Here is a 25,576-nt window from a genome sequence, read left to right as displayed (position 1 = left end):
CGACGGCGAGTAGGGTCGGCGCCGACGAGCCGCCCCTCAGAACTTCTCCAACAGGTCGCCGTAGAACTCGCCGCCGCGGTCGTCCGCGAGCTTCTCGACGATGAGCTCCGGCGTCGACCGCGCGAGGTGACCCTTCTTCGGCGAGCGGTTCACCCGCAGCTCGCCGTCGACGAGCCCCGCGGCCTCGATGCCGTCGACCGCGACCTCGAAGTCCGCGGCGTCGCGGATCTCGCGGGCCAAATGGGAGACGAAGACGGCGGTCGCGTCTTGGTCGTCGAGCGCCTCCAAGATGCCGGCGATGATCTTCGCGGAGGCGCCCGGCTCGGTGATCGACTCCAGCTCGTCGACGAGGACGAGCCGGCCGTCCGCGCCGTCGACGAGGTCGCCGAAGTCGCGGAGCGTCGCCTCGAACGCGCCCGCGTCGAGGGTCCCCTGCGACTTCGCGTAGTAGTGGACCTCCTCGAAGCGCTCGACGGTCGCCGACTCGGCGGGCACGGGCATGCCCATCTGCGCGAGGACGACGACCAGGGCGACCAGGTCGAGCGTGGAGGTCTTCCCGCCGGAGTTGACCCCCGACAGGAGCGTCGCGCCCGAGACGGCGTAGTCGACCGGCTCGACGTCCGCGAAGTCGACGTCGAGCAGCGGGGAGCGGCCGCCCTCGATGCGGAAGCCCGCGACCGCGTCGCCGCCGGCCTCGGCGTCGCCTCTCTCCGGCCCGACCACCTCGGGAATCGTACAGTCGAAGTCGCGGGCGAACCGCGCGATCGCCAGCTCGACGTCGAGCTCCAAGGCGTCGCGCACGAGCGCCTCGACCGGCTCGCGGAGGTCGCCGAGGTCGCTCGCGAGGTCGGCCTTCAGCTTCGCCGCGCGGCGGTCGCGGGCCGCGGAGAGCTCGGTCCGGAGCCGCGAGACCGCGCTCTCGTCGTGCTCGACCGGGAAAGAGGGGTCGCCGCCGAAGACGCGGTCGGCCAGCTCCGCCTCCTCGGGCTCCAAGCGGAGCGCGTCGGCGAGGTGCTCGCGGGCGGCGTCGACCGCCGCGTCGTACTCGTCGGCCAGCTCGCGGTCGAGCAGCGAGTCGACGCGGGCGCCCTGTTCGACTAAGGAGAGGAAGTCGGTCCCCTCGATGGTGACGTCGCGCTCGCGGATCGCCTCGCGCAGCCGGTCGTCGGCGACCGAGGCCGCCGTCGACACCGCGGCGTCGAGGTCGTCGACGGCGCCGGTCAGCCGGTCTAACTCCGCGTCGCCGGCGATGGTGCCGTCGTCGTCGAGCCGCGAGAGCGCGTCGCGCAGGCGGTCGAGGTCGACCGGAGGGCCGGCGTCGGAGTCGCCCTCTTCGGCCGAGTCGCCGCCAGAGACCGGGTCGCCGGCCGCCGCGGCCGCCTCGTGGACTGCCGCGGCCGCCTCCAGCCGCTCGCGGTTCTCGGCGAAGAACGCGAGCAGGCGCTCGGGGACGGTTTCGGCGGGAGTTTCGAGGGCGTCCGGCCGCACGCTCACGTCGCCCTCCACGTCGAGCCCGGCGAACGACTCGTCTAAGACGATCACGGAGGCGTACGACCGGCCGAGCTCGGAAATGTCGCGCGCGTCCTCGACGGTCTCGACGGAGAGCTCGGGGACGGCCGACTCGGCGCGCGCGAGCGTCTCGGCGTCGGCGGTCGCGAGGCACCGGTCGCGGACGCGGACGGTCGGGGGGTCCGACAGGGGCGCGCAGTCCGCGAGCGCCTCGCGGACCGCCGGGTCGGGATCGCGGTCCGTCGCGTCGGCCGCGAACGCCTGCGCCTCCGCGATCCGCGAGGCGGACGCGCTCGGGTAGAAGGTCTCCAGTCGCTTCGCCGCGTAGTCGGTGACGGTGCGCTCGCGCAGCAGGTCTATCGCCTCCCGGTACAGTTCGCGGGCGCGGTCGGTGGCCAGCACGCGCCCGTCGTCGCCGTGGCGGCGGCGGATCGCCCCGCGGGCGATGCGGGCCGCGCGGGCCTCGTTGACGCCCGGCGCGCGGGCGATGGCGGCCACGTCGCCGGACTCGACGGTCGCGGCCGGGTCGTCCAGTTCGCGTAAGGCCGCGGCCGTCTTGGCGCCGACGCCGGGGATCGCCTCCAGCTGCATCTACTCGCCGGTATCGCGGCAACGGTGTAAAGCGTGCGGGTCGCTCCCGGGGTCCGGCGCGGCGGGGCGCGACCGGCCGGGTCGATTCCGCGTGCGACGCCCTTTTTCGCGCCCGCCGCCAACGCCGGCCATGAGCCAGACGGCGCGAGGCGTCGGCGACGGGTCGCTCGCCTCCGAGACGGCGGCGAAAGCGGCGGCGGCCCGCGACGCGCTCGGCGAGCGCGACGGGGTCCTCGTCGCGTTCTCGGGCGGGGTCGACTCCGCGGTGGTGGCCGCCTTGGCGGCGGACGCGCTCGGCGACGACGCCGTGGCGTGTACCGCCCGAAGCGAGACGCTCCCGGCCGCCGAACTCGACGACGCGAGGCGAGTGGCCGAGGAGATCGGAATCGCTCACGAGACGGTGACGTTCTCCGAGTTGGACGACCCGAACTTCGTCGCCAACGACGGCGACCGCTGTTACCACTGCCGGACGATGCGGCTCGGCCGGATGTACGAGACGGCCAGGGAACTCGGCATCGACACCGTCTGCGACGGGACGAACGCGGACGACCCGGGCGAGGGACACCGGCCCGGGCTCCGCGCGGTCGAGGAGCTCGACGTGTTCTCGCCGCTGCTCGACGCGGGGATCACGAAGGACGAAGTCCGCGCGATCGCGGAGTCCTACGGCCTCTCCGTGGCCGACAAACCCTCGATGGCGTGTCTCTCCTCGCGGATCCCGACCGGGCTGGAGGTGACCGAGGAGCGCCTGACCCGCGTCGAGAAGGCCGAGCGCGTGCTCCGCGAGTGGGGCTTTTCGGGGTTCCGCGTCCGCGACCACGACGGCCTCGCGCGCGTCGAGATCGCGCCGGAGGAACTGGAGCGCGCGCTCGACCCCGCCTTCGCCGACGCCGTCCACGAACACCTCACAGACCTCGGCTTCGAGTACGTCACCCTCGACATGGCGGGCTACCGGACCGGGAGCGTGAGTCCGGGCGGCGAGGAGGAAGGGGACGCGTCCGCGGAGGCGGAGTCGGCGGGAGACGGCCTCGACATCGGCCGGCAGTACCCGCGCTGAGACGGGCGGGCGGAGCCGCGTTTCGCGTTCTCCTCGCCCGCCGCGACGGCGTTATCACCCGAGAGAACCCGGGAGGAACGCTTATAACCCGTGTTACTGAATCGACACCTATGCGAGAGGCCCAGACGCTCGCGGTGATCGCCGGCGGCGTCGGCGGGTCCGTCGGGGCGTTCGTCGGCGTCGCGGTCGGCGGGTCCGCGATCTCGGTGACGCTGACGACCCTCGGAGTCGCGACCGCCGTCGGCGTCGGCGTCATCGCGAGCGCGGTCATCGCCGGCGACGTGGAGTTCCTCGCCGACGCGGAGGGCGAGTGACGGGATCGGCGTGGGAAGGGGTTACAACGGGGCTGAGCGGGTTGATTTCGGAGAAACGTTCAAATACGAGCTTCTCGTGGTCGCACGTGATGGACGCTGCGGCGTCGTTCTGGGAAGAGTGTGACCGCTACCACGAGCTCGCGGAGCGGTTCCAGCGCGGCATCGAGATCACTCACCCCGATCGGCTCACCGGGCGGAGCGGCTACTACAGCGAGTGCGGGTGTTCCTGGTGTGCGGAGGAGGTCACCTACGTCGAGTACCGCGGCGAGCGGCCGTAAGGGGGCGCTTCGGAGGGCGCCGTCCCGACGACGTCGCGGCCGACCGCGCGCTTCAAGGCCCCGCCGCGACGAACGGACGTCATGAGTCTCATCGCGTTCGACTTCGACGGGACACTCTCCGACTCCGAGATGACGGTCCTGCTCGCCGAGCGGGCCGGCGTCGCCGACGAGGTCGCCGAGATCACCGAGCGGGCGATGAACGACGAGCTCAGCTACGCCGAGAGCCTCTATCAGCGCGCGGCGCTGCTCGAAGGGCTTTCGGCGGCGGACGTCGCCGACGCGTTCGACGCGGTCCGGATCCGGCCCGGCGCCGCGCGCCTCATCGAGCGCCTGCGGGAGGAGGGCCACCACGTCGCCGTGCTCACCGGCGGGTTCGAGCACGGCGTCGAGGCGGCGCTCGCCCGGGAGGGCGTCGCGGTCGACACGATCGTCGCGAATCGATTACCGACCGGACCGGACGGGGCGCTCACCGGCGAGGCCGAGGGACCGCTCATCGAGGGAACGAAAGACGACGCGCTGGCCGACCTCGCGGCCGAGGTCGGGGTGCCGATGACGGAGACGGTCGCGGTCGGTGACGGCGCGAACGACCTTCCGATGCTGGAGGTCGCGGGGCTCGCTGTCGGCTTCGTCCCGAAGTCCGCGGTGCGACCCGTCTGCGACTCGGTCGTCGCGTCCATGTATCGGCTCGGGAAGGTGCTGGCGGCGCACGGCGTCCTCGCGGCGGACGAGTGACGCCCGAACGCGTTCGGTCCGGCGGTACCTGACGACGTTCGGCTGAAGGGTTAAAGAGAAACGGAGCGTAAGCGAAGGTATGAGCGTCTTCGTTGGGGTGAGTCGATGCTGCCGACGCTGACGTATCTCCAGTTCCATCTCGTCTTCAGTCTCCCGGTCCTCGCGCTCCTGTGGTACCTCGCGCCCCGGTACGAACCGACGCGGCGTCGGCGCGCGGCGGTCGGGATCGCGATCCTGGTCGCCATCGCGTACGCCTACACCACGCCGTGGATCAGCTACATGATCCGACGGGGGGCGTGGGGATACGCCGACGGCGCCGTCGTCGCGCGGGCGCTGTCGATCCCGCTGGGGGAGTACCTCTTCTTCACGGTACAGACGGTCGTCGTCGCGCTCGCGCTCCACCGGATCGGCTTCGACCCGACGTTCCGGGAGGGAGACTTCGACCGCGCGCCGCGGGCCGCCGGGGTCGCCGTCGGCCTCGCGATGGTGCCGATCGGGCTGACGCTCGTCCGGCTCGACCCCTCGTTCCTGTATCTCGGCGGGCTGATCGCGTGGGTCGGGCCGGTTCTCGCGCTCCAGTGGAGCGTGGGCGGGGGGTACCTCGCGCGCACGCCTCGGCTGTGGGTCACGGCGACGCTGGTCCCGGCAGCGTACTTCTGGGTCGCCGACCGGATCGCGATCGGGATGGGGACCTGGTACTTGTCGCCGGAGCTGACGAGCGGGATCACGGTCCTCGGACTTCCGATAGAGGAGATGCTGTTCTTCGTCGCCGCGGGAGTGATGACGATCAACGGCCTCGTCTTGTTCGAGTGGGTCCTCGACTGGAACGACCGGCGGCGGGAGACCGCGGAACCGGCGCCGTCCGGGAGAACCGAGCGCGACGTCCCCGGTCCGGACGCGCCGGCCGACCCGGACCCCGACGTGGTCGATGACTGAGGCGCCGGCGGCGTCGACGGACGCGAGCGAGTCCCGTTCCGCGGCGGCCCGCGAGCGCGACGCCGGAGCGACCCCCGCGGACGCGCAGACCGAACCCGAGTCCGCGGCCGAGCGGGTCGACCGCTGGTTCGCGCGTCGCCCGGCGCTGGCGTTGGCCGCGCTGCTGCCGATCGGTGCCGTGACCCCCCTGTTTCCGGTCGAAGTCGGCGTCGCGACGTTCGCGCTCGGTACCCTCGCCGTCGGGATGGCGCACGGCGCGGTCGACCACCTCGTCCCGCTCCGAGCCGCGCCGGGCGTGTCGCTCCGGCGGTCGATCGCGGTCGTCTCGGTCGTCTACGCGGTCCTCGGCGGGGCGGTCGTCGCGGCGTTCTTCGTCGCGCCCGTCGCGGCGTTCGTCGGCTTCATCGCGCTCACGTGGCTCCACTGGGGACAGGGCGACGTGGCGACGCTCGCGATCGCCGGCGTCGAACACCTGCCCTCGTCGGCGGAGCGGTGGCTGGCCCTCGTCGTCCGGGGCGGGCTCCCGATGGGGGTTCCCCTCCTCGCGCACCCCGAGGAGTACCGGCTGGTGGCCGAGTGGATCGTCGGGCTGTTCCTCGTCGACTCGGGCGCGGCCACGAGCGCGGTCGCCCCGCTGTTCGTCCCCGAGGTCCGGTTCGCGGTCGGCCTCGGGATGGCGGCCGCGACGCTGGCGTCGGTCGCCCTCGGCTACCGGCGGGTCCGAAGCGGCCGGGGTCCCGACGGCTCGCGGCGTGACCCCGGCGGCTGGCGGCGCGACGTCGGCGAGCTCGCGGTGCTGTGGGCGTGGTTCCTGCTCGCGGCGCCGGTGTTCGCGATCGGGGTGTACTTCGCGCTGTGGCACGCGCTCCGGCACGTCGGGCGCCTCGTCCTCGTCGATCCCGGGGCCGCGAGCGCGGCGTCGGCCGGCGATGCCGTCGGAGCGCTCGCACGCTTCGGTCGCGACGCCGCGCCGCTCACGCTCGGGGGGTTCCTCGTGGTCGGCGCGGTCGGCGCGAGCGTCCCGGCCGGCGTGGCGGCGCCCGGCGACCTGCTGGCCGTGTCGCTCGTCGCTATCGCCGCGATGACGCTGCCGCACGTCGTCGTCGTGGCGTGGCTCGACCGACGGCAGGAGGTCTGGCGGCCGGGCGCCGGGAGCTGACGGGGACCCCCGCTTCCGACACCGAACCGCTCTTGCTCCGCCGCGGCGTCCGTCCGGTAGATGACGGAGTTCGCGATCCGAGACCCGCGGCCGGGCGACGCCGAGCCGCTGGAGGAGCTGATCACCGCTCACTTCAGCGAGGGAAGCACCTACGGCGTCGACCTCGGACTCGACGACCCGACGTACCACGTGCTGGTCGCGGTCGAGTCGGGCGACGACGCGAACGTGGCCGAGTCGGGCGACGACGCGAACGTGGCCGAGTCGGGCGATGACGCGAACGTGGCCGAGTCGGGCGGCGACGCGAACGTGGCCGAGTCGGGCGACGACCGTAGCGAGGGCGACCGCGGCGACGCGGTCTGCGGCGTGATGGCGCTCCGCGAGTTCGCGGACCCGGCCGAGCTCGCCGACGAGATGTACTTCTTCGACGACCGCGATCTGCTCCCCGCGGCCGACCGGTACGGCCACCTCGAGATGGGATACGTCGGCGAGGCGGCGACCGGTCGGGGGATCGGGAGCCGACTGCTCGAACGGCTACACGCGGTCGGCGCGGCGCGCGGCGTCGACCTGTTCCTCGCGGACTCGTGGTACCACGGCGGCGACGACTCGCCGGAGAAACTGTTCGACGCGCACGGGTACGAGACGGTCCACCGCGACCCGATCGAGCGATCCGCCGAGGAGTGTCCGAAGTGCGAGGGCGAGTGCGTCTGCGAGGGGGCGCTCGCGGTGCGACGGGTCGCGGGCGACGAGGACGACGCGGAAGCGGGGACGTCGTGACCGACGCACGGAGGCCGGCGTGAACCACGACCGCGTTCACGCCCGGGAGCCGGCGCATCGGGTCGACCGGTGGTCCGTCGGCGTCGTCGAGTCGATAGGGAAGCGCGACGGCCACTGCGTCGTGACGGTGCGGCCGGTCGCGTCGGGCGACGCCGGCGGCGAGCGAGACGCTGCCGAGTCCGACGCCGCGCCCGTCGAACTGGTGATCACGTTCGCCGTCAGGGACCTGTTCGTGAGCCGGCTCCCGATCGGAGAGGGCGAGTCGCCGGTCGGCGAGCGCGTCTGGTACCGGAAGCGGGGCGGGTGAAGGGAGGAGGCGAACGGTCGCGGTCCCCCCTCCCGCGGTCGGCGTTCATCCCTCAGAACTCCACCCCGGCGTGCCCGGCGCGCCGGCGTCGTCTTCCGTCTCACGGACGAGCCGGTCGCGCGCGTCGCGGTCGAGGGCGACGCGATCGCCGTCGGCGCCGGCGCGCTCGGTCCACGCCTCGATCGCTCGGCCGACCCACGAGTCGGCCTCGCGGGCGCATTCCCGGGCCTCGGCCATGCGTTCGCGGGTCACCGACAGCGACCCGGGGCGGGAGCCGACGGCGGCGCCGGCGAAGCGGGCGCGGTCGGCGGCGGTCCCCGCCCCGTCGCGGAGACGGGCGACGACGCCGTCGAGGTCGTCGGGGTCGGGATAGGCGAAGACGGTCGCGCCGAGCGCCTGCGGGCCGAACGCCGGCGCTGGGAGGTCAGCGGGCGGCGCGTCGTCGAGGAGCCGGTCGCCGCCGCCGGCGGCCTCGACGCGCTCGCACTCCGTCTCGGCGCCGAGCTCGAGGGTGTGCCCGGGGTAGCTCGCACAGGTTCGCGGATAGCGGTCGGTGTCGTGGATCCGGCACTGGAGCGTCGTCGGGTCGAGGAAGACGCACGCGTCGAGCCAGCGCGGCTCGTCGGTGCCGATCGGCGCGACCGGCTTGGGTGGGTTCCGGAGGCCGACGACGAAGACGGGTCGACCGTCGACGGCGGCGAGGTCGGTCCCGTCGATCCGGACGCTGTCGTCGCGCTCGGCGGGTTCGAAGAGTCGGGGTACCAGAGTGTCAGCGAGGCCGTCGTCGACGAATCGGGCCACCTCGTCGCGGGTGAGCGGCACGAGGTCGTAGGCGTCGTCGAGCGGGGGGCGCGGGCCGGTGCGGTCCGAGCCCGCCGCGGCCGGGTCGAGCGGGCGCCAGTCGACGCAGCAGCCGGCGCAACCCTCGCAGTCGAGTTCCATGCGAGCGTGTCAACGGTTCGCGCGGTGATAAGTGGTCGGCGGAGCACGGGGGATGCGAGCGGGCCCGGAGCGTTTTGTCGGGGCGGGCCGAACGGCGTCACGAAATGGATCCGAAAACGGCGGAGCTCCGACGGCTCGCGGTCCGGATCGTCGAGGAACACGAGGCCGCGGCGGTGACGCCGGGGATCCTCGTCCAGCGGCTCGCGGTCGAGTACGACCGCGACCGCGGGTACAGCGAGGTGTTCGACCTGCTTCACGAGCTGGAAGACGAGGGCGAGCTCGTCTACCACCACGGGGAGTACAACGAGTTCGCCGCGCCCGAGTGAGGGGACGCCGGGAGGGCGCGCGCCGCGAGCGCGGGCGTCGCGTCAGAGTTCGCCCTTCGTGCTCGGCGTGTCGCTGCGGCGCTCGTCGAGGCGGGTGGCGTCGTCGAGCGCACGCGCCAGCGCCTTGAACAGCGCCTCGACCTCGTGGTGGGCGTTGTCGCCCGTCTCGACCGTCGCGTGGAGGGTCAGCCCGGCGTTGTGGGCCAGAGAGAGCGCGAAGTGGTCGGCCATGACGCTGGTGAACTCCCCGACGGACTCCTGAGAGAACTCGCCGGAGAACTCGTAGTACGGCCGCCCCGCGACGTCGACGACGACGCTCGCGACCGCCTCGTCGAGGGGAACGCGGCGGTCGGCGTATCGCCGAATGCCGCGCTTGTCGCCGAGCGCCTCGTCGAACGCCTCGCCGAGGCAGATCGCCACGTCCTCGACGGTGTGGTGGTCGTCGATGTCGAGGTCGCCGTCACAGCGGACCGTGAGGTCGAAGAGGCCGTGTTTGGCGAACGACGCCAGCATGTGGTCGTAGAAGCCGATCCCCGTGTCGACCTCGCTCTCCCCGTCGCCGTCGACCGCGAGGGTGAGTTCGATCGTCGTCTCGCTCGTCTCGCGGGTGACGGCCGCGGTCCGGTCGTGCTCGCTCATACGGGCCCGTCGCGGGGGATTCGTAAGTCGGTTGCGGGTGTGAGGGCGTTCGAGTCCGCGAGAGAGGAGCTGATGTGATTGAGGAGTTCAGAGTGTACTTATAAATAGGCGGTGCGGTGGCGCGTGCCTGCGAGCGGCCGCCCTCGGCGGCCGCGAGGAGCACCGCGCGAGGGACGCGGCGACCGGAGCGAAGCGGAGGGAGCCGCGAGGCTGGGGAGGCGTGAGGCTGCGGTGCCGTGCGAGGCGGGACTCAAAGGGGCAGCCGGGAGGGCGGCGCAGGCGACGTAAGGACCGCAATGAGGGAGCGAACGCAGTGAGTGACCGAGTGAGGACCGCAGCGAGCGTGCGCCGCCCTCCCGGCTGGGGCTTTGGAGGTGTTCGCCGATGATCCGAAGTCAGTTATTTATAAGCGATCGACGACGACCCCGCGCTCCGCTTTTAACCCTCGTCCGCGGCCTTCTGCGCCTCTCGGAGCGTGAACTCGCCCTCGTACAGCGCGGTGCCGACGACGACCGCGGCCGCGCCGGCCTCTTTTAAATCGACAACGTCCTCGACGCTCGCCACGCCGCCGGAGGCGATGACGGGTATGTCCACGGCCTCGACGACGCTCGCGACCGCCTCGCGGTCGATCCCCTCTAACTGCCCTTCCACGTCGACGTTCGTAAAGAGGATCGCGCCGGCGCCCAGCTCCTCGTAGCGCGCCGCGGCCTCGGCGGGGTCGAGCCCGGTCCCCTCGGTCCACCCCGACACCACGACCTCGCCGTCCTTCGCGTCGAGGCTGACGACGACGGTTCCGGGGTGGGTGTCGTCGACCTCGCCCACGATCTCGGGCGTCTCAACCGCCGCGGTGCCGAGGATGACGCGGTCGAGGCCCAACTCGAGGAGGTCGCGCGCGCCCTCCGCGGTCCGGATGCCGCCGCCCAGTTGGAGGCCGGTCTCGTCCGGGACGCTCTCGACGACCGCCTCGATCGCCGCCGCGTTGACGCGCTCGCCCTCGAACGCGCCGTCGAGGTCGACGAGGTGGAGCGTCTCGGCGCCCGCCTCGATCCAGCGCTCGGCGGCCGCGACCGGGTCGCCGTAGCGCTTGCCCGTCCCGCGCTCGCCGCCGACCAGCTGGACGACCTCGCCGTCCTGAACGTCGACGGCGGGGATCACCTCGAACTCGGGGAAGTCGCTCATACGGAACGAGAGTCGAGGACGCCGATTAAACTGGTCGGTTCGAGACGAAACGGAGGGTTGCGCGGCGAACGTCTCCGAAGGCTCAGTCGCTCGTTTATAAATAGCTGAGACTTGATCGACGGCGACCACCGCCAAAGCCCCAGTCGCTCGGCTGTACGTGGGTGGCCGCTGATCGACGGCGAACACCGCCAAAGCCCCAGTCGCGAGGACGCCGTACGCTCGCTGCGCTCCTCGCTCAGTCGCTACCGCTCCTTCGCTGCGGTGCTTACGTCGCCTACGGCGTCCTCGCGACTGCCCCTTTGAGTCCCACCCGACCGCGATCGCACCGCCGGAAGACGTTCCTGCTCGCTCGCTTCGCTCGCTGCGCGGGCTGCGACTTCCGTACTCCCGCTCGCTCCCTCCGGTCGCTCGCGGGACCGCAGCCTCACGCCTCCCCAGCCTCGTCGGCCTCCCTCCGGTCGGCCGACTCCCTCGCGCGTGCTCCTCGCGGCCGCCGAGGGCGGCCACTCGGAGGCACGCGCCACCGCACCCCATTTATAAATGATAGAGTTTCGACGGAACTCGGTGATTCCGGAGCCTCCGATCCCCTCACTCCACCGAGATGAGCAGCTGCGAGACGTCCTCGTCGAATGCGGCGGGGTCGGTCGCGAGCGCCTCGGCGGTCTCGGCGTCGGCGATCTGCGTCACCGCACTCTCCGCGTCGACCGAGTCGGGCAGCGCCGCGTCGAAGACCTCGAGGAGCGGCTCGGTCGGGTACGCGCCGCCGGCGACGATGACGTCGGTTCCGTCGTGCCAGACGCCGAGTCGAGCCCCGATCTCGACGGGCTGCCCCACCTCGGCGGTCGACCCGGTCGGAAGCGGGATCCCGCCGTCGAGCGCGTACTCTCCCGTCAGCCGCCACGCGGTCGCGGTGTGGCCGGACCGGACGGTGGTGATCCCCTCGTCGACGACCGCGACGCTCTCGATGCCGGCGGTCCGGAGCTGCGCGCGGAAGGCGCCCGTCGCGGCCGTCTCCACCCGGCTCATCACCCGCTCCCTGCCGACGCCGGCCGGGAGCTGATCGATCGCTGGCCGGAGGTCGATCCGCGTCGCGAAGAAGACGACGGGCGACCCCGACGCGTCGACCGTTTCGGCGAGCGCGTCCGCGACGGGCGCGTACTCGAAGATCCGCGTGTGTTCGCGCGCCCGAACGGTGACCGGTCCGTACGACTGCTCGAACACCGTGCTCTCGGACTCGTCTGTCTGGCGCCAGTCGTCGATCCGGTCGCTGGTCACCTCGGGGGCCGGCACCGGTCCGTCGCGGCCGCCGAGACAGCCGGCGAGTCCGGCGACCCCGACCGCCGCGCCGCCGGCGAGCAGTCGCCGCCGCGTGGTCCGCGTCGACCGCGCACCGAGGTTCTCGTCCATAGGTCGAGGTGGTCGCCGCGAAGTAAATGGATGTCGCCGGTCCGAGCGGTCCGTCCGGTCGAAACAGCGATTTCGGACCGGGGCCGCGCCGAGTCGAACCGCCGCTCGGAACCGGTCTCGGGACGCGGACGGATCCCTTATGTAACCACCGAGTACAACAACCGAGTGATGACCACCGACAAGAGCGAGACGCGGCGGCGACGCGCCCGGCCACGCACCCGACGACGCTTCCTGACGGCGGCCGGGGCGGCCGGCGCCGCCGCGCTCGCCGGCTGCAGCGCCGAACGAGTCGACGACGGGGGAGACGGCGGTACCGGCGCGGGAAGCGACGGCGGAAACGGGACGGACGGCGACGGCGACGGAGAGACGCCGACGCTGACCGTCGCGACCTACACGAACTTCATCGACGCGCCCTCCGTGAGCCCCGGCGAGTGGCTCAAAACGGAGTTCGAGAGCCGATACAACGCCGAACTGGAGTGGGCGACCCCCGAAAACGAGGTGAACTACTACGTCGAGCGCGCCGCTTCGGGCGTAGGGGTCGACGCCGACCTCTACGTGGGGCTCACCACGGAGGACCTCGTGCGAGTCGACGAGGAGCTCGACGAGGACCTCTTCGCGGAGGCGGGCGACATCGAGGGGCGCGACGCGGTCAAGGAGGGGCTCCGGTTCGACCCGTTCGACCGGGCCGTCCCCTTCGACACCGGGTACATCAGCCTCGTGTACGACGGCACGACGATGGAGGCGCCGGAGACGTTCGAGGGGCTGCTCGACGACGAGCACGCGGGCGCGCTCATCGCGCAGAACCCCGGCGGCTCCGCGACCGGTCGCGCGTTCCTCCTCCACACGATCAACCGCTTCGGCGACGGCGGCGTCGCGAGCGACGGGGACGGGGAGGCGGTCGAGGGCGGCGACGGCGACCTCGAGTACGACTACCTCGACTACTGGGCGGACCTCCAGGCGAACGGCGTGCGCGTGCTGGGAGACTGGGACGAGGCGTACGCCGCCTGGAGCGAGGGCGAGGCGCCGATGGTCGTCTCCTACTCCACCGATCAGGTGTTCGCCGACATGGAGGGACAAGACCTCGAGAAACATCAGATCCGATTTCTGAACGACCAGGCGTACGCGAATCCCGAGGGGATGGCCGTCTTCGCCGACGCCGACGAGCCCGACCTCGCCCGGCAGTTCATGTCGTTCATGCTGGAGCCGGACGTTCAAGGGGAGATCGCACAGCGCAACGTGGCGTTCCCGGCGATCGACGGCGCCGAGCTGCCGAGCGACTACGCCGAGTTAGCGAAGGAGCCGGCCGACCCGGTGACGTTCACCTACGACGAGCTCCAGGGCGCCGTCGACGCGTGGGTCGAGGCCTGGGAGCGACAGTTCGCCGGGAACTAACCCCGTGGCCGACGTGGGTGCGAGCGCGTGACTGGAGTCGACGGCGGGCGTGCGACCGGTGACGACGACCGGGCGACCGAGGACGGCGGGCGTGCGGACCGGCTGACCCGCCTCCGGGAGGGCGTCGAGTCGCACGCGCTGACCGCGCTCGCGCTCCTCACCAGCGCCGCGCTCGTCGTCGCCTTCTACTATCCGACCGCGACCGTCTTGGTCGAGGCGGTCGTCGTCGACGGCGCCGTCACCCTCCGCGTCTTCGCGGACGTCCTCACCGACCCGTTCTACTTCGGCGAACTCGCGCGGCTGCTGTCGGGCGAGTCCCCGGCCGCGGTCGCGCGCTCGCTGCTCTCTCCGGACCGCCGGCTGGGGATCGTCGGCTTCACCGCGTACCAGGCGGCCCTCTCGACGGTCGCGAGCGTCGCCCTCGGGCTCCCGGCCGCCTACCTGCTCGCGCGCTTCGAGTTCCCCGGCCGGCGGACGCTGCGCTCGCTCACCATCGTCCCGTTCGTCCTCCCGTCGATCATGGTCGCGGTCGGGTTCGTCGCCACGTTCGGTGAGAACGGTACCCTGAACGCCGCCCTGACCGCGCTCGGGCTCCCGCCGGTCGACCTGCTGTTCACCCTCGAAGCGGTCGTGATCGCTCACGCGTTCTACAACGCGCCGCTCGTGGCGCGCGTGACGACCGCCGCGTGGGAGTCGGTGGACGCGAGCGCGGTCGAGACCGCCCGGAGCCTCGGCGCCGGTCCGGTCCGGGCGTTCGTCGACGTGGTCGCGCCGCAGGTGTACCCCGCCGTCCTCACGGGCGCGGCGCTCACCTTCGTGTTCACCTTCGGCACCTTCCCGATCGTCCTCGCGCTCGGCGGGTTCGAGCTGGCGACGGTCGAGGTGTTCGTCTATCGCTTGGTGCGCGACCTGAGCTACGCCGAGGCCGCCGCGCTGGCGATCGTCGAACTCGTGATCTCGCTTTCCGTCCTGCTCGCGTACCTCCGGTACGAGGCCCGCAGCTCGACGAACACGCGCGGCGCGCGACCGCTGCCGCGGCGCTCGCTGATCCCGCCGGCCCCCACCCTCCGCGAGCTGCTGCCGCGGGCGGGCCTGGCCGCCTACGTCGCCGTCGCCGGGGTGATCTTCGTCGCGCCGATCGCGTCGATGATCCTCGCGTCGGTGACGGGCGGGGACGGCGCGCTCACGCTCGACCATTACCGGTTCCTGATCGAGCGCCAGCAGACGGGGGCGGCGTTTCAGGTGCGGCCGTGGCCCGCGATCCGGAACTCGCTCGCGTTCGCGGCGGCCGCGACCCTGCTCGCGCTGCCGATGGGCGTCGTCGTCGCGGTGTTGACCACGCGCCGATATCGGGGGCGAACCCTGGTCGACGCGGCCGCGATGGCGCCGCTGGCGGTGTCGGGGATCATCGTCGGCCTCGGACTGCTGCGGGGGCTCGTGTTCGGCGTCGAGGTCGCCGGCTGGCGGATCGCCGCGAACGGCGCGGTCGCCATCGTCGTCGCGCACGCGGTCTCGGGCTACCCGTTCGTCGTGCGCACCGTCTCGCCCGGGCTCTCCGGACTGGACCGGTCGCTCGTCGAGTCCGCGCGGGCGCTCGGCGCCTCGCGGGCGCGGGTGATCCGCGACGTGGAGCTCCCCTTGGTCTGGCCCGCGGTCGTCGCGGGCGCGGCGTTCGCGTTCGCGATCTCGATCGGCGAGTTCACCTCGACCGTCGTGCTGGCGACCGGCGCCGACGCGTACACGATGCCCGTCGCGATCGAACGGTTCATCGGGCGGCGGCTCGGACCGGCGACCGCCATGGGCGTCGTCCTGCTCGTCGTCACCGGGCTCAGCTTCGTCGTCATCGAGCGGCTCGGAGGTGACCACCGTGGGCTCTGAACGCGGCACGGAAGTCGCGGGAGACGTCCCCGTCACCGTCGAACTCGACGGCGTGACGAAGCGCTACGGCGAGACGGCCGCCGTCGACGACGTGAGCCTCCGGGTGCGCGAAGGGGAGTTCTTCACGCTCGTCGGCCCCTCCGGCTGCGGGAAGACGACCACGCTCCGGCTGATCGCGGGGTTCGAAGAGCCGACGCGCGGGACGGTTCGGTTCGGCGGGGAGTCGATGGCGGGCGTCCCGCCCGAGGACCGCGACGTCGGCGTCGTGTTCCAGAGCTACGCGCTGTTCCCGCACATGACCGTCGGGGAGAACGTCGCGTACGGGCTCAACTTCGCCGAGCCGCCCGGGGGAATGACCCGCGACGAGCGCGTCGCGGAGCTGCTCGAACTGGTCGACCTCCCCGACGCCGCCGACCGCGAACCCGAGAGCCTCTCTGGCGGGCAACAGCAGCGGATCGCGATGGCGCGGGCGCTCGCGCCCGGCCCCGACGTGCTCCTCTTGGACGAGCCGATGAGCGCGCTCGACGCGCGGCTCCGGGAGCGGCTTCGCGCGCAGGTGAAGGAGATCCAGTCCGAACTGGGAATCACCACGATATACGTCACCCACGACCAGGAGGAGGCGCTGGCCGTCTCCGACCGCGTCGCGGTGATGAACGACGGGACGCCCGAGCAGGTCGCGGCCCCGCGGACCGTCTACCGCGAGCCCGCCACGCGGTTCGTCGCGGCGTTCGTCGGCGACAACAACGTGTTCGCCGGGGAGGTGATCGACGCGCCCGCCGCGGGAGAACTCGCGGTCGACGTCGACGGCGGGGACGCCACCCTGCGCGTCGGGGTCGGCGACGGGCGCGACGTCGACTCGCCGAGTGTCGGCGACCGGATCTCCTTCTGTGTCCGGCCGGAGAACCTCCGCGTCGCGGGCGCGGACGGAAATTCCGGAGACGACGCGGCTCCCGCGGGCGAGAACGCGCTGAGCGCGACCGTCGCCAGCGCGGAGTTCCTCGGCGAGACGACGCGGGTCACGTTGGACTGGGAGAACCGCGACCTCGTCGTCCGCGTCGTCGACCCGATCGACGGCGCGGTCGCGGTCGGGTTCGACCCCGAAGACGCGCATGTGATCGAAGTCAAGAATCGGTGAACGACGAACGCTTATAAATGGAGTGCGGTGGCGCGTGCCTGCGAGGCCGCTTTGCGGCCGAGCAGCATCGCGCGAGGGACGCCGCGAGCGACGCGGGCGACCGAAGGGAGCCCCGAGCGAGCGGCGAGGCTGGGGAGGCGTGAGGTTGCCGTGCGGTCGCAGTCGGGCGGGACTCAAAGGGGCAGCCGGCGAGGCGGGCGCAGGCGACGTAAGCACCGAACGAGGGAGCGATAGCGACCGAGTGAGGCGCACAGCGAGCGTGCGCCCGCCTCGCCGGCTGGGGCTTTGGAGGTATCGTCCGTCGATCTATAGACAGTCATTTATAAGCGAACGATTGGGACTTTGGCGGCGTTCACCGAGGGACGACGGACGTACCAGTAAACGTATCGAGGCGACACGCCTTACCCCGCGGACCTCGTTGTGTTCACATATGGCCTCCGAGGCGTGCGACGTCTGCGAGCGGTCCGTGCGGATCGCCGGCGGGATCGGCGATCTGTGGAACTTCGCGTTCGAGTCGACGCAGGGACTCACGCTCGAACTCACCGACGACTCGGAGTTCTTCCTCTGTTTCGAGTGCATGGAGCGGCTCCCCGACGACCACGAGCCGACCGCCGAGGACGTCGCCGACCTCCGCGAGCGCACCGACCCGGTCGAAACGGACGGCAACCACTTCTGGCACTGGGGCTGACACGGCTCGACTTCGAGTCCGCGCCCGCGGCGACCGAGGAGGAAACGCGTCGCGTCAGTCCGCCTGCGACTCCTCGCCCGCGTCCGATCCCCCGTCGATCTCGGGCGTCGACGGCTCCGGCTCGACGCCGGTGTCGGCGGCCGTCTCCGTCGCGTCGGTGACGTCGTTCGACCGCGCGCCGCTGCCGAACAGCCGGGCGAGGATGCCGCGGTCGCTCTTCGGCTCCGCGAGCAGCACGGAGCACTCCACCTCGCCGAGCACGTCCAAGACGAGCGATCCGCGGACCAGCCGCGAGAGCAGCCCCTTCTGGGTCGCGCCGATGATGAGCATCGACGCGTCGCGGGCGGCGCGCTCGATGCTGGTCTCGACGTCGCCCGTCTCGATCCGCAGCGCCGCGTCCGAGAGGTCGTGCGCGTCGGCCCACTCGGAGAGGAACGTCCGGCCCGCCTCCTCCTCGCCGGCCTCGGTGACGTGGAGCAGCGTGACCTCGCCGTCGAACTCGACCTGGAGCATCTTCGCGACGGCGCCCGAGAGGTCCGAGGCCGGGCCGCCGGCGGTCGGCACGAGGATGCGCGAGGCGTCGAACCCGCGGTCGCGGAACACGAGGAAGTCCGAGGGGAGCGAGTACGCCAGCTCGTCGACGGCGGACTCGGCGCGCCCCGGCGCCCCGTGGGAGTCCTCGCCCCAGCCCATCACGGTCATGTCGGCGCCGTAGGTGCGCGCGGCGTCGAACACCTCCTCGAACACGCGGTGCGAGAGCACGACGTGGGTCTCCACGTCGACGCCGAACGTCTCCGCGTCCTCGCGAGCCCGGTCGAGGAGGCCGTGGGCCGCCTCGTGGGCGCCGCGGTCGCGCGCGGCCTCCAGCGAGGTCTGGTCGGGGACGTTCGCGATGTTGACCGCGACGACCGTCCCGTTCCGCTGCTTGGCGATTGCGGACGCGAGGGTGATCAGGTGCTCTTCGGTCTTGGGGTTCGCGAGCGGTACCATCACCCGGTAGTCGTCGCCGCTCGGCTGGACCGACGTGGCCGCCGACACGGCCGCCTTCGGCAGCTCGTCGGACCGGTCGAGGATCCACGTCCCGAGCACGCCGCGCGCCTCGACCTTCCCGCGGGCGTACAGCAGGTACCAGAGCAGCGCGAAGACGACGAGCCCGGCGGACAGCAGGATGATCGTCGGGTCGATGTAGTAGATCAGCGCGAACGACGACACGGTGCCGATGATCGGGACGGCCGGGTAGAACGGCACCTCGAAGTCCGGGTCGTACCCCTCGACCGCCGACTCGCGCATCACGATGAGCGCGAGGTTGAGGAGGCCGTACACCACTAGGTGTAACACCGACCCCATCGTTGACAGCGACTCGACGCTCCCGGCGAGGAGGAACACGACGATGAGCGCGCCGGTGAGCGCGATCGACTTGTACGGCGTGCCGAACCGCTCGTGGATCTGGTTGAGCGACGGGGTGACGATCTTCTCGCGGCCCATCGCGAAGTTGATCCGCGACGACGAGAGGATCGAGGCGTTCGCGGAGGAGGCGGTCGCGAGCAGCCCGCCGATCAGCAGCATGCCGGCGCCGACGGCGCCCAGCGAGAAGCCGAACACCTCGTACCGACCGAACAGGAGGCGGGCGGCGTCGACGACCGCAGTCTCGTTGTTCGCGACGAGTTCGTTCGGCACCGCCGCGAGCAGCACGAGCAGGAACAGCGCGTAGACGACCGTGACGATGACGACCGAGCCGAGGACCGCGAGCGGGAGGTTCCGCCCGGGGTTCTTGATCTCCTCGGCGACGGAGGTGATCTGGACGAATCCCAGGTACGAGACGAAGATGATCCCGGTCACCGGTAACACCTGGCTCGTCGTGCCCGGCGGCGCGAGGGGACGCAGCGACGACATCTCGGCGTTCAGCAGGCCGACGACGGTGAAGACGGCGAGGATACCCAGAAGCGACATCACGATGACGATCTGAAGCCCGCCCGTCTCCTTCGCGCCGAAGTAGTTGACCGCGATGAAGAGCAGCGCGCCGGCGAGGCCGATCACCTGTGCCGCCTCCAGCGTCACTATCCCGAGTCCGACCGGTTCGAGCCCGACGAGCGCGTTGACGTACTCGCCGAAGCCGTACATGTAGAAGGCGGAGGCGAACGCGAGCCCGAGCCAGTTCGCCCAGCCCGCGACGGAGCCGAACATCGGGCCGAGCGCGCGGTTGACGTAGAAGTACGCCCCGCCGGACTTCGGCATCGCGGTCCCGAGTTCGGAGGCCGACAGCGCGGTGAACAGGGCGATCACGCCGCCGAGGACGAAGGTGAACGCCGCGAGCGGCCCGGCGCGGGCGACCGCGGTGCCGGGGAGGACGAAGATGCCGGCGCCGATCATCGTCCCGATCCCGATCGTGAGCGCCGCGAGCGGGCCGAGGTCCTTCGCGAGTTCCTCGTCGCCGCTCACGGCGGCCCACCTCGGGCGGTTGTAACTCTCCGGGCGTGTATCATACGTTCTTTCGTTTCTCCGTTCGTATAAACCCGATTGATCCGGGCAACGCCGCCGGTCTCGTTTTTGAGCGTATCACAAGGACCATACCGTCTCGCGACGCGGTACGATCCAACAGGTGGATCCCGTGACGAAGAAACGCGAATACCGCGACGACTACGACGACAAGACGCTGTACATCCCCGGCCCGACCGAGGTCCCCGACGACGTGATCGAGGCGATGACCGAGTCGACGTTCGGCCACCGGATGGACCGGATGACCGACCTGTACACCACCATCGTGGAGGACACGAAGGAGTTCCTCGGCACCGACAACGAGGTCGTCATCCTCACCGGCTCCGGCACGGCGTTCTGGGAGGCGACGACGCTCAACCTCGTCGACGAGCACGTCCTCGTGCCGACCTGCGGCGCGTTCAGCGAGCGCTACGCCAACGTCGCCGAACGACTCGGGAAGGACGTCGACCGACTGGAGTACGAGTGGGGCGAGGCGGTCAAGCCCGAGGACGTCCGCGAGGCGATCGAGACCGCCGACGTCCAGTACGACATGGTCGCGGGCGTGATGAACGAGTCCTCGACCGGCGTCCGCAATCCGATCGAGGAGATCGGCGACGTGCTCACCGAGTACCCGGACACCTACTTCGCCGTCGACGCCGTCTCCTCGCTCGGCGGCGACTACGTCGACATCGACGCGCACGGTATCGACGCGATCTTCGCGTCCACGCAGAAGGCGTTCGCGATGCCGCCGGGCCTGGCGGTCTGCGTCGTCAGCGACGACGCCTACGACCGCGAGGTCGAGAAGGGCGACTCCTCGTGGTACGGCGGGTTCCGCCGCACCATCGACTACTACGACCGGAAGGGCCAGACCCACTCGACGCCCGCGATCCCGATCATGTTGGCGTACCGCAAGCAGATGAAGCGCATGCTCGAGGAGGGCCACCGCGCCCGCGACGAGCGCCACCGCGAGATGACCGAGTACGTCCACGACTGGGCCGCCGAGCACTTCGCGATGTTCCCCGAGGAAGGGTACGAGTCGCAGACGGTCGCCTGCATCGAGAACACGCGGGGGATCGACGTGGCCGCGACCATCGAAGCGGTGAACGAGAGGTACGACATGGCCTTCTCGAACGGGTACGGCGACCTCGGCGAGGAGACGTTCCGGATCGGCCACATGGGCGAGCACACCGTCGAGAGCGTGACGGAGCTCACCGACGCCATCGAGGACGTCGCCGGGCTCTGATCGGGGTCTCGGGCCCCACGCCGGCCCCAGTCCCTCCCGTCTCACTCCGCGTCGGAATCGGTGACCAGTTCGATCCGGTAGATCCGACCGCCGGCCTCGGTCCGTTCGGCTCCGACGACGACGAAGGCGTGGTCGTCGACGTCGACGATATCGCCCGTGTCGAGCGGTTCGGTCGGCTCCGCGTCTCTGTCGCGCGCTCCCCCGACGGCGTCCGCGCCGACGCCGAGCGCGGCCTCGCCCCGGTCGATCGCGCGCCGCCAGAAGGCGTCCGAAGGGGGTCGCGGCCCCACCCGCGACGCCAACTCGCTCCGCGTGAGTCGTCTCATCGGATTCGCCTCGTCGCGCGCGCCCTTAGCCGGATCGGATCCCGACGAGACGGCCGCGGACGCCGCACCGCCCTCACAGCCAGAGCAGCTGCGCGTGCCGCGTCTCCTCGAACTCCAGGACCGTCTCCTCGTCGACGAGGCCCGCCTCGACGGCGACGCCGACCGCTTCGGTGCCGACGATGTTCGCGACCTGCGCGCGCCGGAGCCCGGCGATCACCTCCGCTTCGGTCGCCTCGACGGCGCCGTCGCCGCCGTAGAACTCCTCGCTCACGGTGAGCGTCACCGGACCGTCCTCGTACGTCTCACCGAGGCAGTCGGCGTCGCAGACGGAGACGAGCCGCCCCTCGGGGGTCTCGCGCTCGCGAAGGAGCATTCAGAAGCCCTCTGGCCCTTCGCCCTGGAGCTCTCGCTCCGGTCCCTCGCGTTCGCCGTCCTGCCCGCTTCGACCGCCGCCCTGCCCGCCGCGACCGCCCGGACCGGGCTGACCGCCCTGCCCGCCGCGACCGCCCGAACCGGGCTGACCGCCGCGACCGCCCGGACCCGGGGCCTGGCCGGTCTGCTCTTCGATCAGCTGTTCTTCCGTCTCGCGGCGGAGCTCCTCGGCCTGGTCCGCGACCTCCTCGGCCTGCTCGTGTTCGCCGGCCTCCTCGAGCGCCCGCGCCTTCTCCTCTAAGACGCCCGCGTCGCGGTAGCCGAGGCGGATCGCGTTGTCGAAGCACTTGACCGCGTCCTCTGCGAGCCCGCGCTCGACCAGGAGGAACCCGCGGTTGTACCACGCTTCGGCGAAGCGCGGGTCGGTCTCGACGGCGCGCTCGGCGTGCTCGAGCGCCTGCTCGCTCCGGCCGGACTCCCAGAGGGCGTACGCGAGGTTCGTCTCGGCGGTCGCGGCGTGCTCGGACTCCTCGTCGATCCGCAGCGCCTCCTGGTACGCGCCGATCGCCTGGTCGAACTCCTCCAGCTGTGCGTGGGCGGCGCCCTTGTTCACCCACGCCTCCTGGGCCTCCAGGGAGTCCTCCTCGGCGAAACGGGCGGCGCGCTCGAACGTCTCCGTCGCCTCCTCGAAGCGGTTGATCCCCATGTACGAGAGGCCGACGTCGATCAGCTGCTTGACATCGACGTCCTCGCTGCCGATGTTCCGGCGGTCGAGCTCCTCGGTCAACACGCGGGAGTCGACCGGGTCGACGCGGCTCGGGTCCTCGCCGAGCTCCGGCGGGTCCAGCGTGAACGCGTCGTAGTCGGCGTCGACGCCCTGCCCCGAGGAGAACTCGTGGCCGTCGTCGTCGCGTTCGTCGGTCATACCCCCTGATTGGCTGCCGCGACGCGTAAGGGTTGCGTCGCACCGGGCGCTTCGAGGGCGATTCCCACGGCCGGGAGTCTTTTATTGCCGCGGGCGTCGTCTCGACGCGTATGCCCTCCGAGTCCCGACTGTCCACGCGGCTTCGATTCGGCGTCGCGGCCCTCCTCGTCGCCGTCGGCGCCCTCGCCAGCCTCGCGGTCGCACCGAGCCTCCCCGAACGGATGGTGACGCGGTGGAACGCCGCCGGCGACCCGACCGGAACGCTCCCGCGGACCGCCGGGATGTGGCTCGTTCCGGGCCTCGCCGCCGGGCTGATCGGCCTCTTCGCGCTGCTCCCGCGGATCGATCCCCTCCGCGAGAACGTCGCCGCGTTCCGGGTCCACTACGACCGGTTCGTCGTCGTGATCACCGCGTTCCTCGTCGCCGTCCACCTCGCGGTACTCGCCGTCAACCTCGGCTACGCGGTCGACGTGACGACGATCGCGGTGGCCGGCGCGGCCGCGCTGTTCTACTACGTCGGAACGCTGCTCCCCCACGTCGAGCCGAACTGGTTCGTCGGGATCCGAACGCCGTGGACGCTCAGCGACGACGCGGTGTGGGACCGCACCCACGCGCTCGGCGCCCGACTGTTCAAGCTCTCGGCCGCGGTCGCGGTCGTGGGCCTCTTCTCCGGCGAGTACGCGGTGTACTTCCTCGTCGGGCCGGCGCTCGCGACCGCCGCGATCACCGTCGGGTACTCGTACGTCCTGTACGCGAGAGGGGCGAGCGAGGGGGACGACGACGCGGCGGCCCGGACCGCGAAGTAGGTCGGGCGCCGACGGCCCGTCGACGCGTCGGCACTCCGACGCGCTGGCGAGTTCCGCCCCGGTGCCCGGCGTTTATACCCGCGGCCCCGAAGAGACGTGTATGACCGAGGAGTCACGCGCGGACCGACGCTCCCCCGTCGGCGAGCCGGTGGTCCGGGCCGACCCGGCGGTGACGGGCGACCGGGCCGCCGACGCGGTGGGGTTCGACCCGAGCGATCCGGACAGCGTCGCCGAGGCCGCGGAGACGGTGGCCCGCTTCGCGGCCGGCGACGTCGGCGACGACGACAACGTGTTGATGCTGCGCGGCGCCGCCGCCTGCGCGGCGCTCGTCCGCGGCGTGGGGTCGTACAAGGAGGCGGCCGAGCGGGCCGGCGAGGGCGTCTCCGTCGCGTTCATCCGCAAGTGGGCGAGGGTTCACGACCTCCCGCAGGCGGTCCGGCGACAGGTCGCGAACGGGCGGATCGCGCCGAGCGCCGCGAAGCACGTCGCGCGGCTCGGCGGTCGGGACCGCTACCTGCTCGCGTGGGCGGCGGTCGACGGGGACCTCACGGTCCGGGAGGTGCGCGCGGTCGCGTCCGCGGTCAACGACGGCGCCGACATCGAGACCGCGGTCCGGGACGCCGGCGTCGAGCTCGGTCGCCTCCAGCTCCGACTTCCGCCCGAGACGTACGTCGAACTGCGCCGCCGCGCCTCGATGGAGAACGTCGAGCCGGGGGCGCTCGTCGCGGACGCGCTCGACGAGTACCTCTCGGAGTAGCGAACGGCGGGCCCCGACCGACTCCGGCGGGTCGCTCTCGACCCGCCGACGGCTACGCCGCGGCGTCGTTCGCGAACCGCTCCGCGGCGGCCGCGATCGCCTCTCTCGCCCGCACGACCTGCCCCCACGCGATCGTCTCGTCCGGGTAGTGCGCCTCGTCGATGGTGCCGGGACCGAACAGCACCGCCGGGATCCCGGCCGCGACGAAGTGGCGCGAATCGGCGCCGTACGTCGCGCCCCGCGGTTCGACGTCCGGGAGCCCGGTCGCGACGAGTCCGGCGCGGACCGCCTCGACGACGGGCTCGTCGACCGCGATCTCGGCCGGTTCGAACTGGACGGAGAACCGCTCGAACCGAGGCGGGCGCTCGCGCAGCCAGGGGTCGTCGGCCGCGACGCGCTCCAGTCGATCGCGGAACGCGGCCTCGACCTCGCTCACCGTCTCGCCCGGCGCAACGCCGATCCGGAACTCCGCGCCGAGCGTCGCCGGGACCGTCGACGCCCACGAGCCCGCCTCGACCCGGCCGCAGACGACGGGCCAGGGGACCGGGAACCGCTCGTACAGGGGATGGTCGACCGACTCGCCGCGCTCCGCCTCCAGCTCCATGAACGCCTCCCGGATCGCCTCGAACCGCGGCAGCACGTCCTCGCCCCGCCAGCGAGTGGCCGCGTGGGCGCTGCGCCCGTCGATCTCCAGCCGAGCCATGAGCGACCCTTCGCAGGCGACGACGGGTCGGAGCTCCGTCGGCTCCGCGACGATCGCCGCGTCGCGCTCGAAGGGGTACGGGGTCGCGAGCGCGGCCGTCGCCGCGCCGTAGCCGCCGTCCTCCTCGCCCGCGACGGCCTCGACCACGAGCCGAAGCCCGGACGGCGGGAGGTCGATCGACCCGTCCGCGACGCCCGCCCGCACGTCCACCGCGGCGCCGACGCAGGCGGCGAGTCCGGACTTCATGTCGGCCGCGCCGCGGGCGGTGAGGGTCTCTCCGACCCCGTCCCCGCCGGCGGCGTCATCGATAAGTCGTCCCTCGGCGTCGCGCCAAACCGGCTCGAAGGGGTCGCTCGACCACTCGGACGGCTCTGCGGGGACGACGTCGAGGTGTCCGTTCAGGACGAGGGTGGGGACCGGATCGTCGTCGTCTTCGCCGACCGCGCCGCCCGCGCCGTCACCGTTACCCGCGTCGCTCGCGCCGCCGAGTTCGAGGACGCCCGCGACGCTGCGCCGTCCCTCGACGGCCGTCGCGTCGAGGTCGTCCGGAAAGGAGGGGTGGTCCGCGAGGAGGGCGGGATCGGCGTCCCAGGCGTGCGTCTCGAAGCCGAGGTCAGCGAGTCGCTCCGCGACGAACGCGGCCGCGGGCGCCTCCTCGCCGGCGGTCGAGCGGTGCCGGCAGCAGTCGGCGGCGAACGCGCGCATGTCGAACTCCATGTTCGCGGCGAG

General features: G+C 71.9%; 26 protein-coding genes. 16 read left to right on the top strand and 10 right to left on the bottom strand.

Annotated elements, in window-relative coordinates; translation table 11 throughout:
- Nucleotides 1-36 precede the first annotated feature (36 nt).
- The gene (locus BM286_RS00650) at nucleotides 37-2,100 is read right to left on the bottom strand and encodes a MutS-related protein (RefSeq protein WP_092919436.1); all 2,064 of its coding nucleotides are present in this window, start codon (nucleotides 2,098-2,100) and stop codon (nucleotides 37-39) included.
- Between the two features lie 130 nt (nucleotides 2,101-2,230).
- Between BM286_RS00650 and larE the strand changes: the two genes are divergently transcribed.
- The 8 genes from larE (at nucleotide 2,231) to BM286_RS00610 (ending at nucleotide 7,654) form a co-directional block, all read left to right on the top strand.
- Nucleotides 2,231-3,154 (top strand): ATP-dependent sacrificial sulfur transferase LarE, encoded by a 924-nt coding sequence (gene larE / locus BM286_RS00645; protein ID WP_092919434.1) that lies wholly within the window; start codon nucleotides 2,231-2,233, stop codon nucleotides 3,152-3,154.
- Nucleotides 3,155-3,264: 110 nt separating this feature from the next.
- The gene (locus tag BM286_RS00640) at nucleotides 3,265-3,468 is read left to right on the top strand and encodes a hypothetical protein (protein WP_092919432.1); all 204 of its coding nucleotides are present in this window, start codon (nucleotides 3,265-3,267) and stop codon (nucleotides 3,466-3,468) included.
- An 89-nt stretch (nucleotides 3,469-3,557) separates the two neighbouring features.
- Nucleotides 3,558-3,746, top strand: a complete 189-nt coding sequence (locus BM286_RS00635; protein ID WP_092919430.1) for a hypothetical protein — start codon at nucleotides 3,558-3,560, stop codon at nucleotides 3,744-3,746.
- Nucleotides 3,747-3,827: 81 nt separating this feature from the next.
- Nucleotides 3,828-4,478, top strand: a complete 651-nt coding sequence (gene serB, locus BM286_RS00630; RefSeq protein ID WP_092919428.1) for a phosphoserine phosphatase SerB — start codon at nucleotides 3,828-3,830, stop codon at nucleotides 4,476-4,478.
- A 105-nt stretch (nucleotides 4,479-4,583) separates the two neighbouring features.
- Nucleotides 4,584-5,414 carry a lycopene cyclase domain-containing protein gene (locus BM286_RS00625; protein ID WP_092919426.1) on the top strand — a complete coding sequence of 277 codons (831 nt, stop codon included), beginning with the start codon at nucleotides 4,584-4,586 and terminating at the stop codon, nucleotides 5,412-5,414.
- On the top strand, nucleotides 5,407-6,573 hold the full coding sequence (locus BM286_RS00620) for a Brp/Blh family beta-carotene 15,15'-dioxygenase (RefSeq protein ID WP_092919424.1): 1,167 nt from the start codon (nucleotides 5,407-5,409) through the stop codon (nucleotides 6,571-6,573). Before BM286_RS00625 ends, BM286_RS00620 begins: the two co-directional genes overlap by 8 nt.
- Nucleotides 6,574-6,633: 60 nt before the next feature.
- Complete coding sequence (locus tag BM286_RS00615; RefSeq protein ID WP_092919422.1) at nucleotides 6,634-7,347, top strand: N-acetyltransferase; 714 nt, start codon at nucleotides 6,634-6,636, stop codon at nucleotides 7,345-7,347.
- A 19-nt stretch (nucleotides 7,348-7,366) separates the two neighbouring features.
- Nucleotides 7,367-7,654: a DUF7861 family protein gene (locus BM286_RS00610; protein WP_092919420.1), complete on the top strand. Its 288-nt coding sequence runs from the start codon at nucleotides 7,367-7,369 to the stop codon at nucleotides 7,652-7,654.
- A 45-nt stretch (nucleotides 7,655-7,699) separates the two neighbouring features.
- Here the strand turns inward: BM286_RS00610 and BM286_RS00605 are convergent, their stop codons facing one another.
- Nucleotides 7,700-8,596: a YkgJ family cysteine cluster protein gene (locus BM286_RS00605; protein ID WP_092919418.1), complete on the bottom strand. Its 897-nt coding sequence runs from the start codon at nucleotides 8,594-8,596 to the stop codon at nucleotides 7,700-7,702.
- A gap of 104 nt (nucleotides 8,597-8,700) precedes the next feature.
- Between BM286_RS00605 and BM286_RS00600 the strand changes: the two genes are divergently transcribed.
- Nucleotides 8,701-8,922, top strand: a complete 222-nt coding sequence (locus BM286_RS00600; RefSeq protein WP_092919416.1) for a hypothetical protein — start codon at nucleotides 8,701-8,703, stop codon at nucleotides 8,920-8,922.
- Between the two features lie 42 nt (nucleotides 8,923-8,964).
- On the opposite strand, the gene hisB is transcribed toward BM286_RS00600, so the two are convergent.
- The 3 genes from hisB to BM286_RS00585 all read right to left on the bottom strand — a co-directional run bounded on the left by hisB (nucleotide 8,965) and on the right by BM286_RS00585 (nucleotide 12,147).
- Nucleotides 8,965-9,561 (bottom strand): imidazoleglycerol-phosphate dehydratase HisB, encoded by a 597-nt coding sequence (gene hisB / locus BM286_RS00595; protein ID WP_092919414.1) that lies wholly within the window; start codon nucleotides 9,559-9,561, stop codon nucleotides 8,965-8,967.
- Nucleotides 9,562-9,999: 438 nt separating this feature from the next.
- Nucleotides 10,000-10,740, bottom strand: coding sequence for a 1-(5-phosphoribosyl)-5-[(5-phosphoribosylamino)methylideneamino]imidazole-4-carboxamide isomerase (hisA, locus tag BM286_RS00590; protein ID WP_092919412.1), 741 nt, complete (start codon nucleotides 10,738-10,740; stop codon nucleotides 10,000-10,002).
- Between the two features lie 588 nt (nucleotides 10,741-11,328).
- Entirely contained in the window at nucleotides 11,329-12,147 is an 819-nt protein-coding gene (locus BM286_RS00585) for a hypothetical protein (RefSeq protein ID WP_092919410.1), read from the bottom strand.
- A 168-nt stretch (nucleotides 12,148-12,315) separates the two neighbouring features.
- Between BM286_RS00585 and BM286_RS00580 the strand changes: the two genes are divergently transcribed.
- The 4 genes from BM286_RS00580 (at nucleotide 12,316) to BM286_RS00565 (ending at nucleotide 17,240) form a co-directional block, all read left to right on the top strand.
- The gene (locus tag BM286_RS00580; protein WP_092919408.1) at nucleotides 12,316-13,539 is read left to right on the top strand and encodes a thiamine ABC transporter substrate-binding protein; all 1,224 of its coding nucleotides are present in this window, start codon (nucleotides 12,316-12,318) and stop codon (nucleotides 13,537-13,539) included.
- Nucleotides 13,540-13,566: 27 nt separating this feature from the next.
- Nucleotides 13,567-15,417 (top strand): ABC transporter permease, encoded by a 1,851-nt coding sequence (locus tag BM286_RS00575; protein WP_092919406.1) that lies wholly within the window; start codon nucleotides 13,567-13,569, stop codon nucleotides 15,415-15,417.
- On the top strand, nucleotides 15,407-16,552 hold the full coding sequence (locus BM286_RS00570) for an ABC transporter ATP-binding protein (protein WP_092919404.1): 1,146 nt from the start codon (nucleotides 15,407-15,409) through the stop codon (nucleotides 16,550-16,552). Before BM286_RS00575 ends, BM286_RS00570 begins: the two co-directional genes overlap by 11 nt.
- A gap of 430 nt (nucleotides 16,553-16,982) precedes the next feature.
- Nucleotides 16,983-17,240 (top strand): DUF7561 family protein, encoded by a 258-nt coding sequence (locus tag BM286_RS00565; RefSeq protein WP_092919402.1) that lies wholly within the window; start codon nucleotides 16,983-16,985, stop codon nucleotides 17,238-17,240.
- 54 nt (nucleotides 17,241-17,294) lie between these two features.
- Here the strand turns inward: BM286_RS00565 and BM286_RS00560 are convergent, their stop codons facing one another.
- Complete coding sequence (locus BM286_RS00560; RefSeq protein ID WP_092919400.1) at nucleotides 17,295-19,679, bottom strand: amino acid permease; 2,385 nt, start codon at nucleotides 19,677-19,679, stop codon at nucleotides 17,295-17,297.
- A gap of 169 nt (nucleotides 19,680-19,848) precedes the next feature.
- Between BM286_RS00560 and BM286_RS00555 the strand changes: the two genes are divergently transcribed.
- Nucleotides 19,849-20,958, top strand: a complete 1,110-nt coding sequence (locus tag BM286_RS00555; RefSeq protein ID WP_092920465.1) for a pyridoxal-phosphate-dependent aminotransferase family protein — start codon at nucleotides 19,849-19,851, stop codon at nucleotides 20,956-20,958.
- Between the two features lie 41 nt (nucleotides 20,959-20,999).
- On the opposite strand, the gene BM286_RS00550 is transcribed toward BM286_RS00555, so the two are convergent.
- From BM286_RS00550 to BM286_RS00540, 3 genes are all read right to left on the bottom strand, one after another.
- Nucleotides 21,000-21,284 (bottom strand): hypothetical protein, encoded by a 285-nt coding sequence (locus tag BM286_RS00550; RefSeq protein WP_092919398.1) that lies wholly within the window; start codon nucleotides 21,282-21,284, stop codon nucleotides 21,000-21,002.
- Between the two features lie 73 nt (nucleotides 21,285-21,357).
- Nucleotides 21,358-21,657: a DUF424 domain-containing protein gene (locus BM286_RS00545; protein ID WP_092919396.1), complete on the bottom strand. Its 300-nt coding sequence runs from the start codon at nucleotides 21,655-21,657 to the stop codon at nucleotides 21,358-21,360.
- Nucleotides 21,658-22,581: a tetratricopeptide repeat protein gene (locus BM286_RS00540; protein ID WP_092919394.1), complete on the bottom strand. Its 924-nt coding sequence runs from the start codon at nucleotides 22,579-22,581 to the stop codon at nucleotides 21,658-21,660. It abuts the gene before it with no gap.
- Between the two features lie 110 nt (nucleotides 22,582-22,691).
- Between BM286_RS00540 and BM286_RS00535 the strand changes: the two genes are divergently transcribed.
- Nucleotides 22,692-23,387, top strand: a complete 696-nt coding sequence (locus tag BM286_RS00535) for an SdpI family protein (protein ID WP_092919392.1) — start codon at nucleotides 22,692-22,694, stop codon at nucleotides 23,385-23,387.
- A 100-nt stretch (nucleotides 23,388-23,487) separates the two neighbouring features.
- Nucleotides 23,488-24,144, top strand: a complete 657-nt coding sequence (locus tag BM286_RS00530; protein WP_092919390.1) for a DUF7119 family protein — start codon at nucleotides 23,488-23,490, stop codon at nucleotides 24,142-24,144.
- 52 nt (nucleotides 24,145-24,196) lie between these two features.
- On the opposite strand, the gene BM286_RS00525 is transcribed toward BM286_RS00530, so the two are convergent.
- Nucleotides 24,197-25,564 (bottom strand): M20/M25/M40 family metallo-hydrolase, encoded by a 1,368-nt coding sequence (locus tag BM286_RS00525; RefSeq protein WP_092919388.1) that lies wholly within the window; start codon nucleotides 25,562-25,564, stop codon nucleotides 24,197-24,199.
- Between the last annotated feature and the right edge of the window lie 12 nt (nucleotides 25,565-25,576).

It is taken from the genome of Halorubrum sodomense, from assembly GCF_900111935.1.
Classification (GTDB): Archaea; Halobacteriota; Halobacteria; order Halobacteriales; family Haloferacaceae; genus Halorubrum; species Halorubrum sodomense.
Note: the sequence above shows the minus strand (reverse complement) of the source record. Positions and strands in the feature narration are given on the sequence as shown.

What these genes read in the sequence shown, in the direction of transcription:
- BM286_RS00635 (WP_092919430.1), top strand. Translation starts at nt 3,558, where the DNA reads ATGGACGCTGCGGCGTCGTTCTGGGAAGAGTGTGACCGCTACCACGAG.
- BM286_RS00530 (WP_092919390.1), top strand. Translation starts at nt 23,488, where the DNA reads ATGACCGAGGAGTCACGCGCGGACCGACGCTCCCCCGTCGGCGAGCCG.
- BM286_RS00565 (WP_092919402.1), top strand. Translation starts at nt 16,983, where the DNA reads ATGGCCTCCGAGGCGTGCGACGTCTGCGAGCGGTCCGTGCGGATCGCC.
- BM286_RS00615 (WP_092919422.1), top strand. Translation starts at nt 6,634, where the DNA reads ATGACGGAGTTCGCGATCCGAGACCCGCGGCCGGGCGACGCCGAGCCG.
- hisA (WP_092919412.1), bottom strand. Translation starts at nt 10,740, where the DNA reads ATGAGCGACTTCCCCGAGTTCGAGGTGATCCCCGCCGTCGACGTTCAG.
- BM286_RS00525 (WP_092919388.1), bottom strand. Translation starts at nt 25,564, where the DNA reads ATGGAGTTCGACATGCGCGCGTTCGCCGCCGACTGCTGCCGGCACCGC.
- BM286_RS00550 (WP_092919398.1), bottom strand. Translation starts at nt 21,284, where the DNA reads ATGAGACGACTCACGCGGAGCGAGTTGGCGTCGCGGGTGGGGCCGCGA.
- BM286_RS00625 (WP_092919426.1), top strand. Translation starts at nt 4,584, where the DNA reads ATGCTGCCGACGCTGACGTATCTCCAGTTCCATCTCGTCTTCAGTCTC.
- BM286_RS00640 (WP_092919432.1), top strand. Translation starts at nt 3,265, where the DNA reads ATGCGAGAGGCCCAGACGCTCGCGGTGATCGCCGGCGGCGTCGGCGGG.
- serB (WP_092919428.1), top strand. Translation starts at nt 3,828, where the DNA reads ATGAGTCTCATCGCGTTCGACTTCGACGGGACACTCTCCGACTCCGAG.
- BM286_RS00535 (WP_092919392.1), top strand. Translation starts at nt 22,692, where the DNA reads ATGCCCTCCGAGTCCCGACTGTCCACGCGGCTTCGATTCGGCGTCGCG.
- BM286_RS00540 (WP_092919394.1), bottom strand. Translation starts at nt 22,581, where the DNA reads ATGACCGACGAACGCGACGACGACGGCCACGAGTTCTCCTCGGGGCAG.
- BM286_RS00620 (WP_092919424.1), top strand. Translation starts at nt 5,407, where the DNA reads ATGACTGAGGCGCCGGCGGCGTCGACGGACGCGAGCGAGTCCCGTTCC.
- BM286_RS00545 (WP_092919396.1), bottom strand. Translation starts at nt 21,657, where the DNA reads ATGCTCCTTCGCGAGCGCGAGACCCCCGAGGGGCGGCTCGTCTCCGTC.
- larE (WP_092919434.1), top strand. Translation starts at nt 2,231, where the DNA reads ATGAGCCAGACGGCGCGAGGCGTCGGCGACGGGTCGCTCGCCTCCGAG.
- hisB (WP_092919414.1), bottom strand. Translation starts at nt 9,561, where the DNA reads ATGAGCGAGCACGACCGGACCGCGGCCGTCACCCGCGAGACGAGCGAG.
- BM286_RS00650 (WP_092919436.1), bottom strand. Translation starts at nt 2,100, where the DNA reads ATGCAGCTGGAGGCGATCCCCGGCGTCGGCGCCAAGACGGCCGCGGCC.
- BM286_RS00605 (WP_092919418.1), bottom strand. Translation starts at nt 8,596, where the DNA reads ATGGAACTCGACTGCGAGGGTTGCGCCGGCTGCTGCGTCGACTGGCGC.
- BM286_RS00585 (WP_092919410.1), bottom strand. Translation starts at nt 12,147, where the DNA reads ATGGACGAGAACCTCGGTGCGCGGTCGACGCGGACCACGCGGCGGCGA.
- BM286_RS00580 (WP_092919408.1), top strand. Translation starts at nt 12,316, where the DNA reads ATGACCACCGACAAGAGCGAGACGCGGCGGCGACGCGCCCGGCCACGC.
- BM286_RS00600 (WP_092919416.1), top strand. Translation starts at nt 8,701, where the DNA reads ATGGATCCGAAAACGGCGGAGCTCCGACGGCTCGCGGTCCGGATCGTC.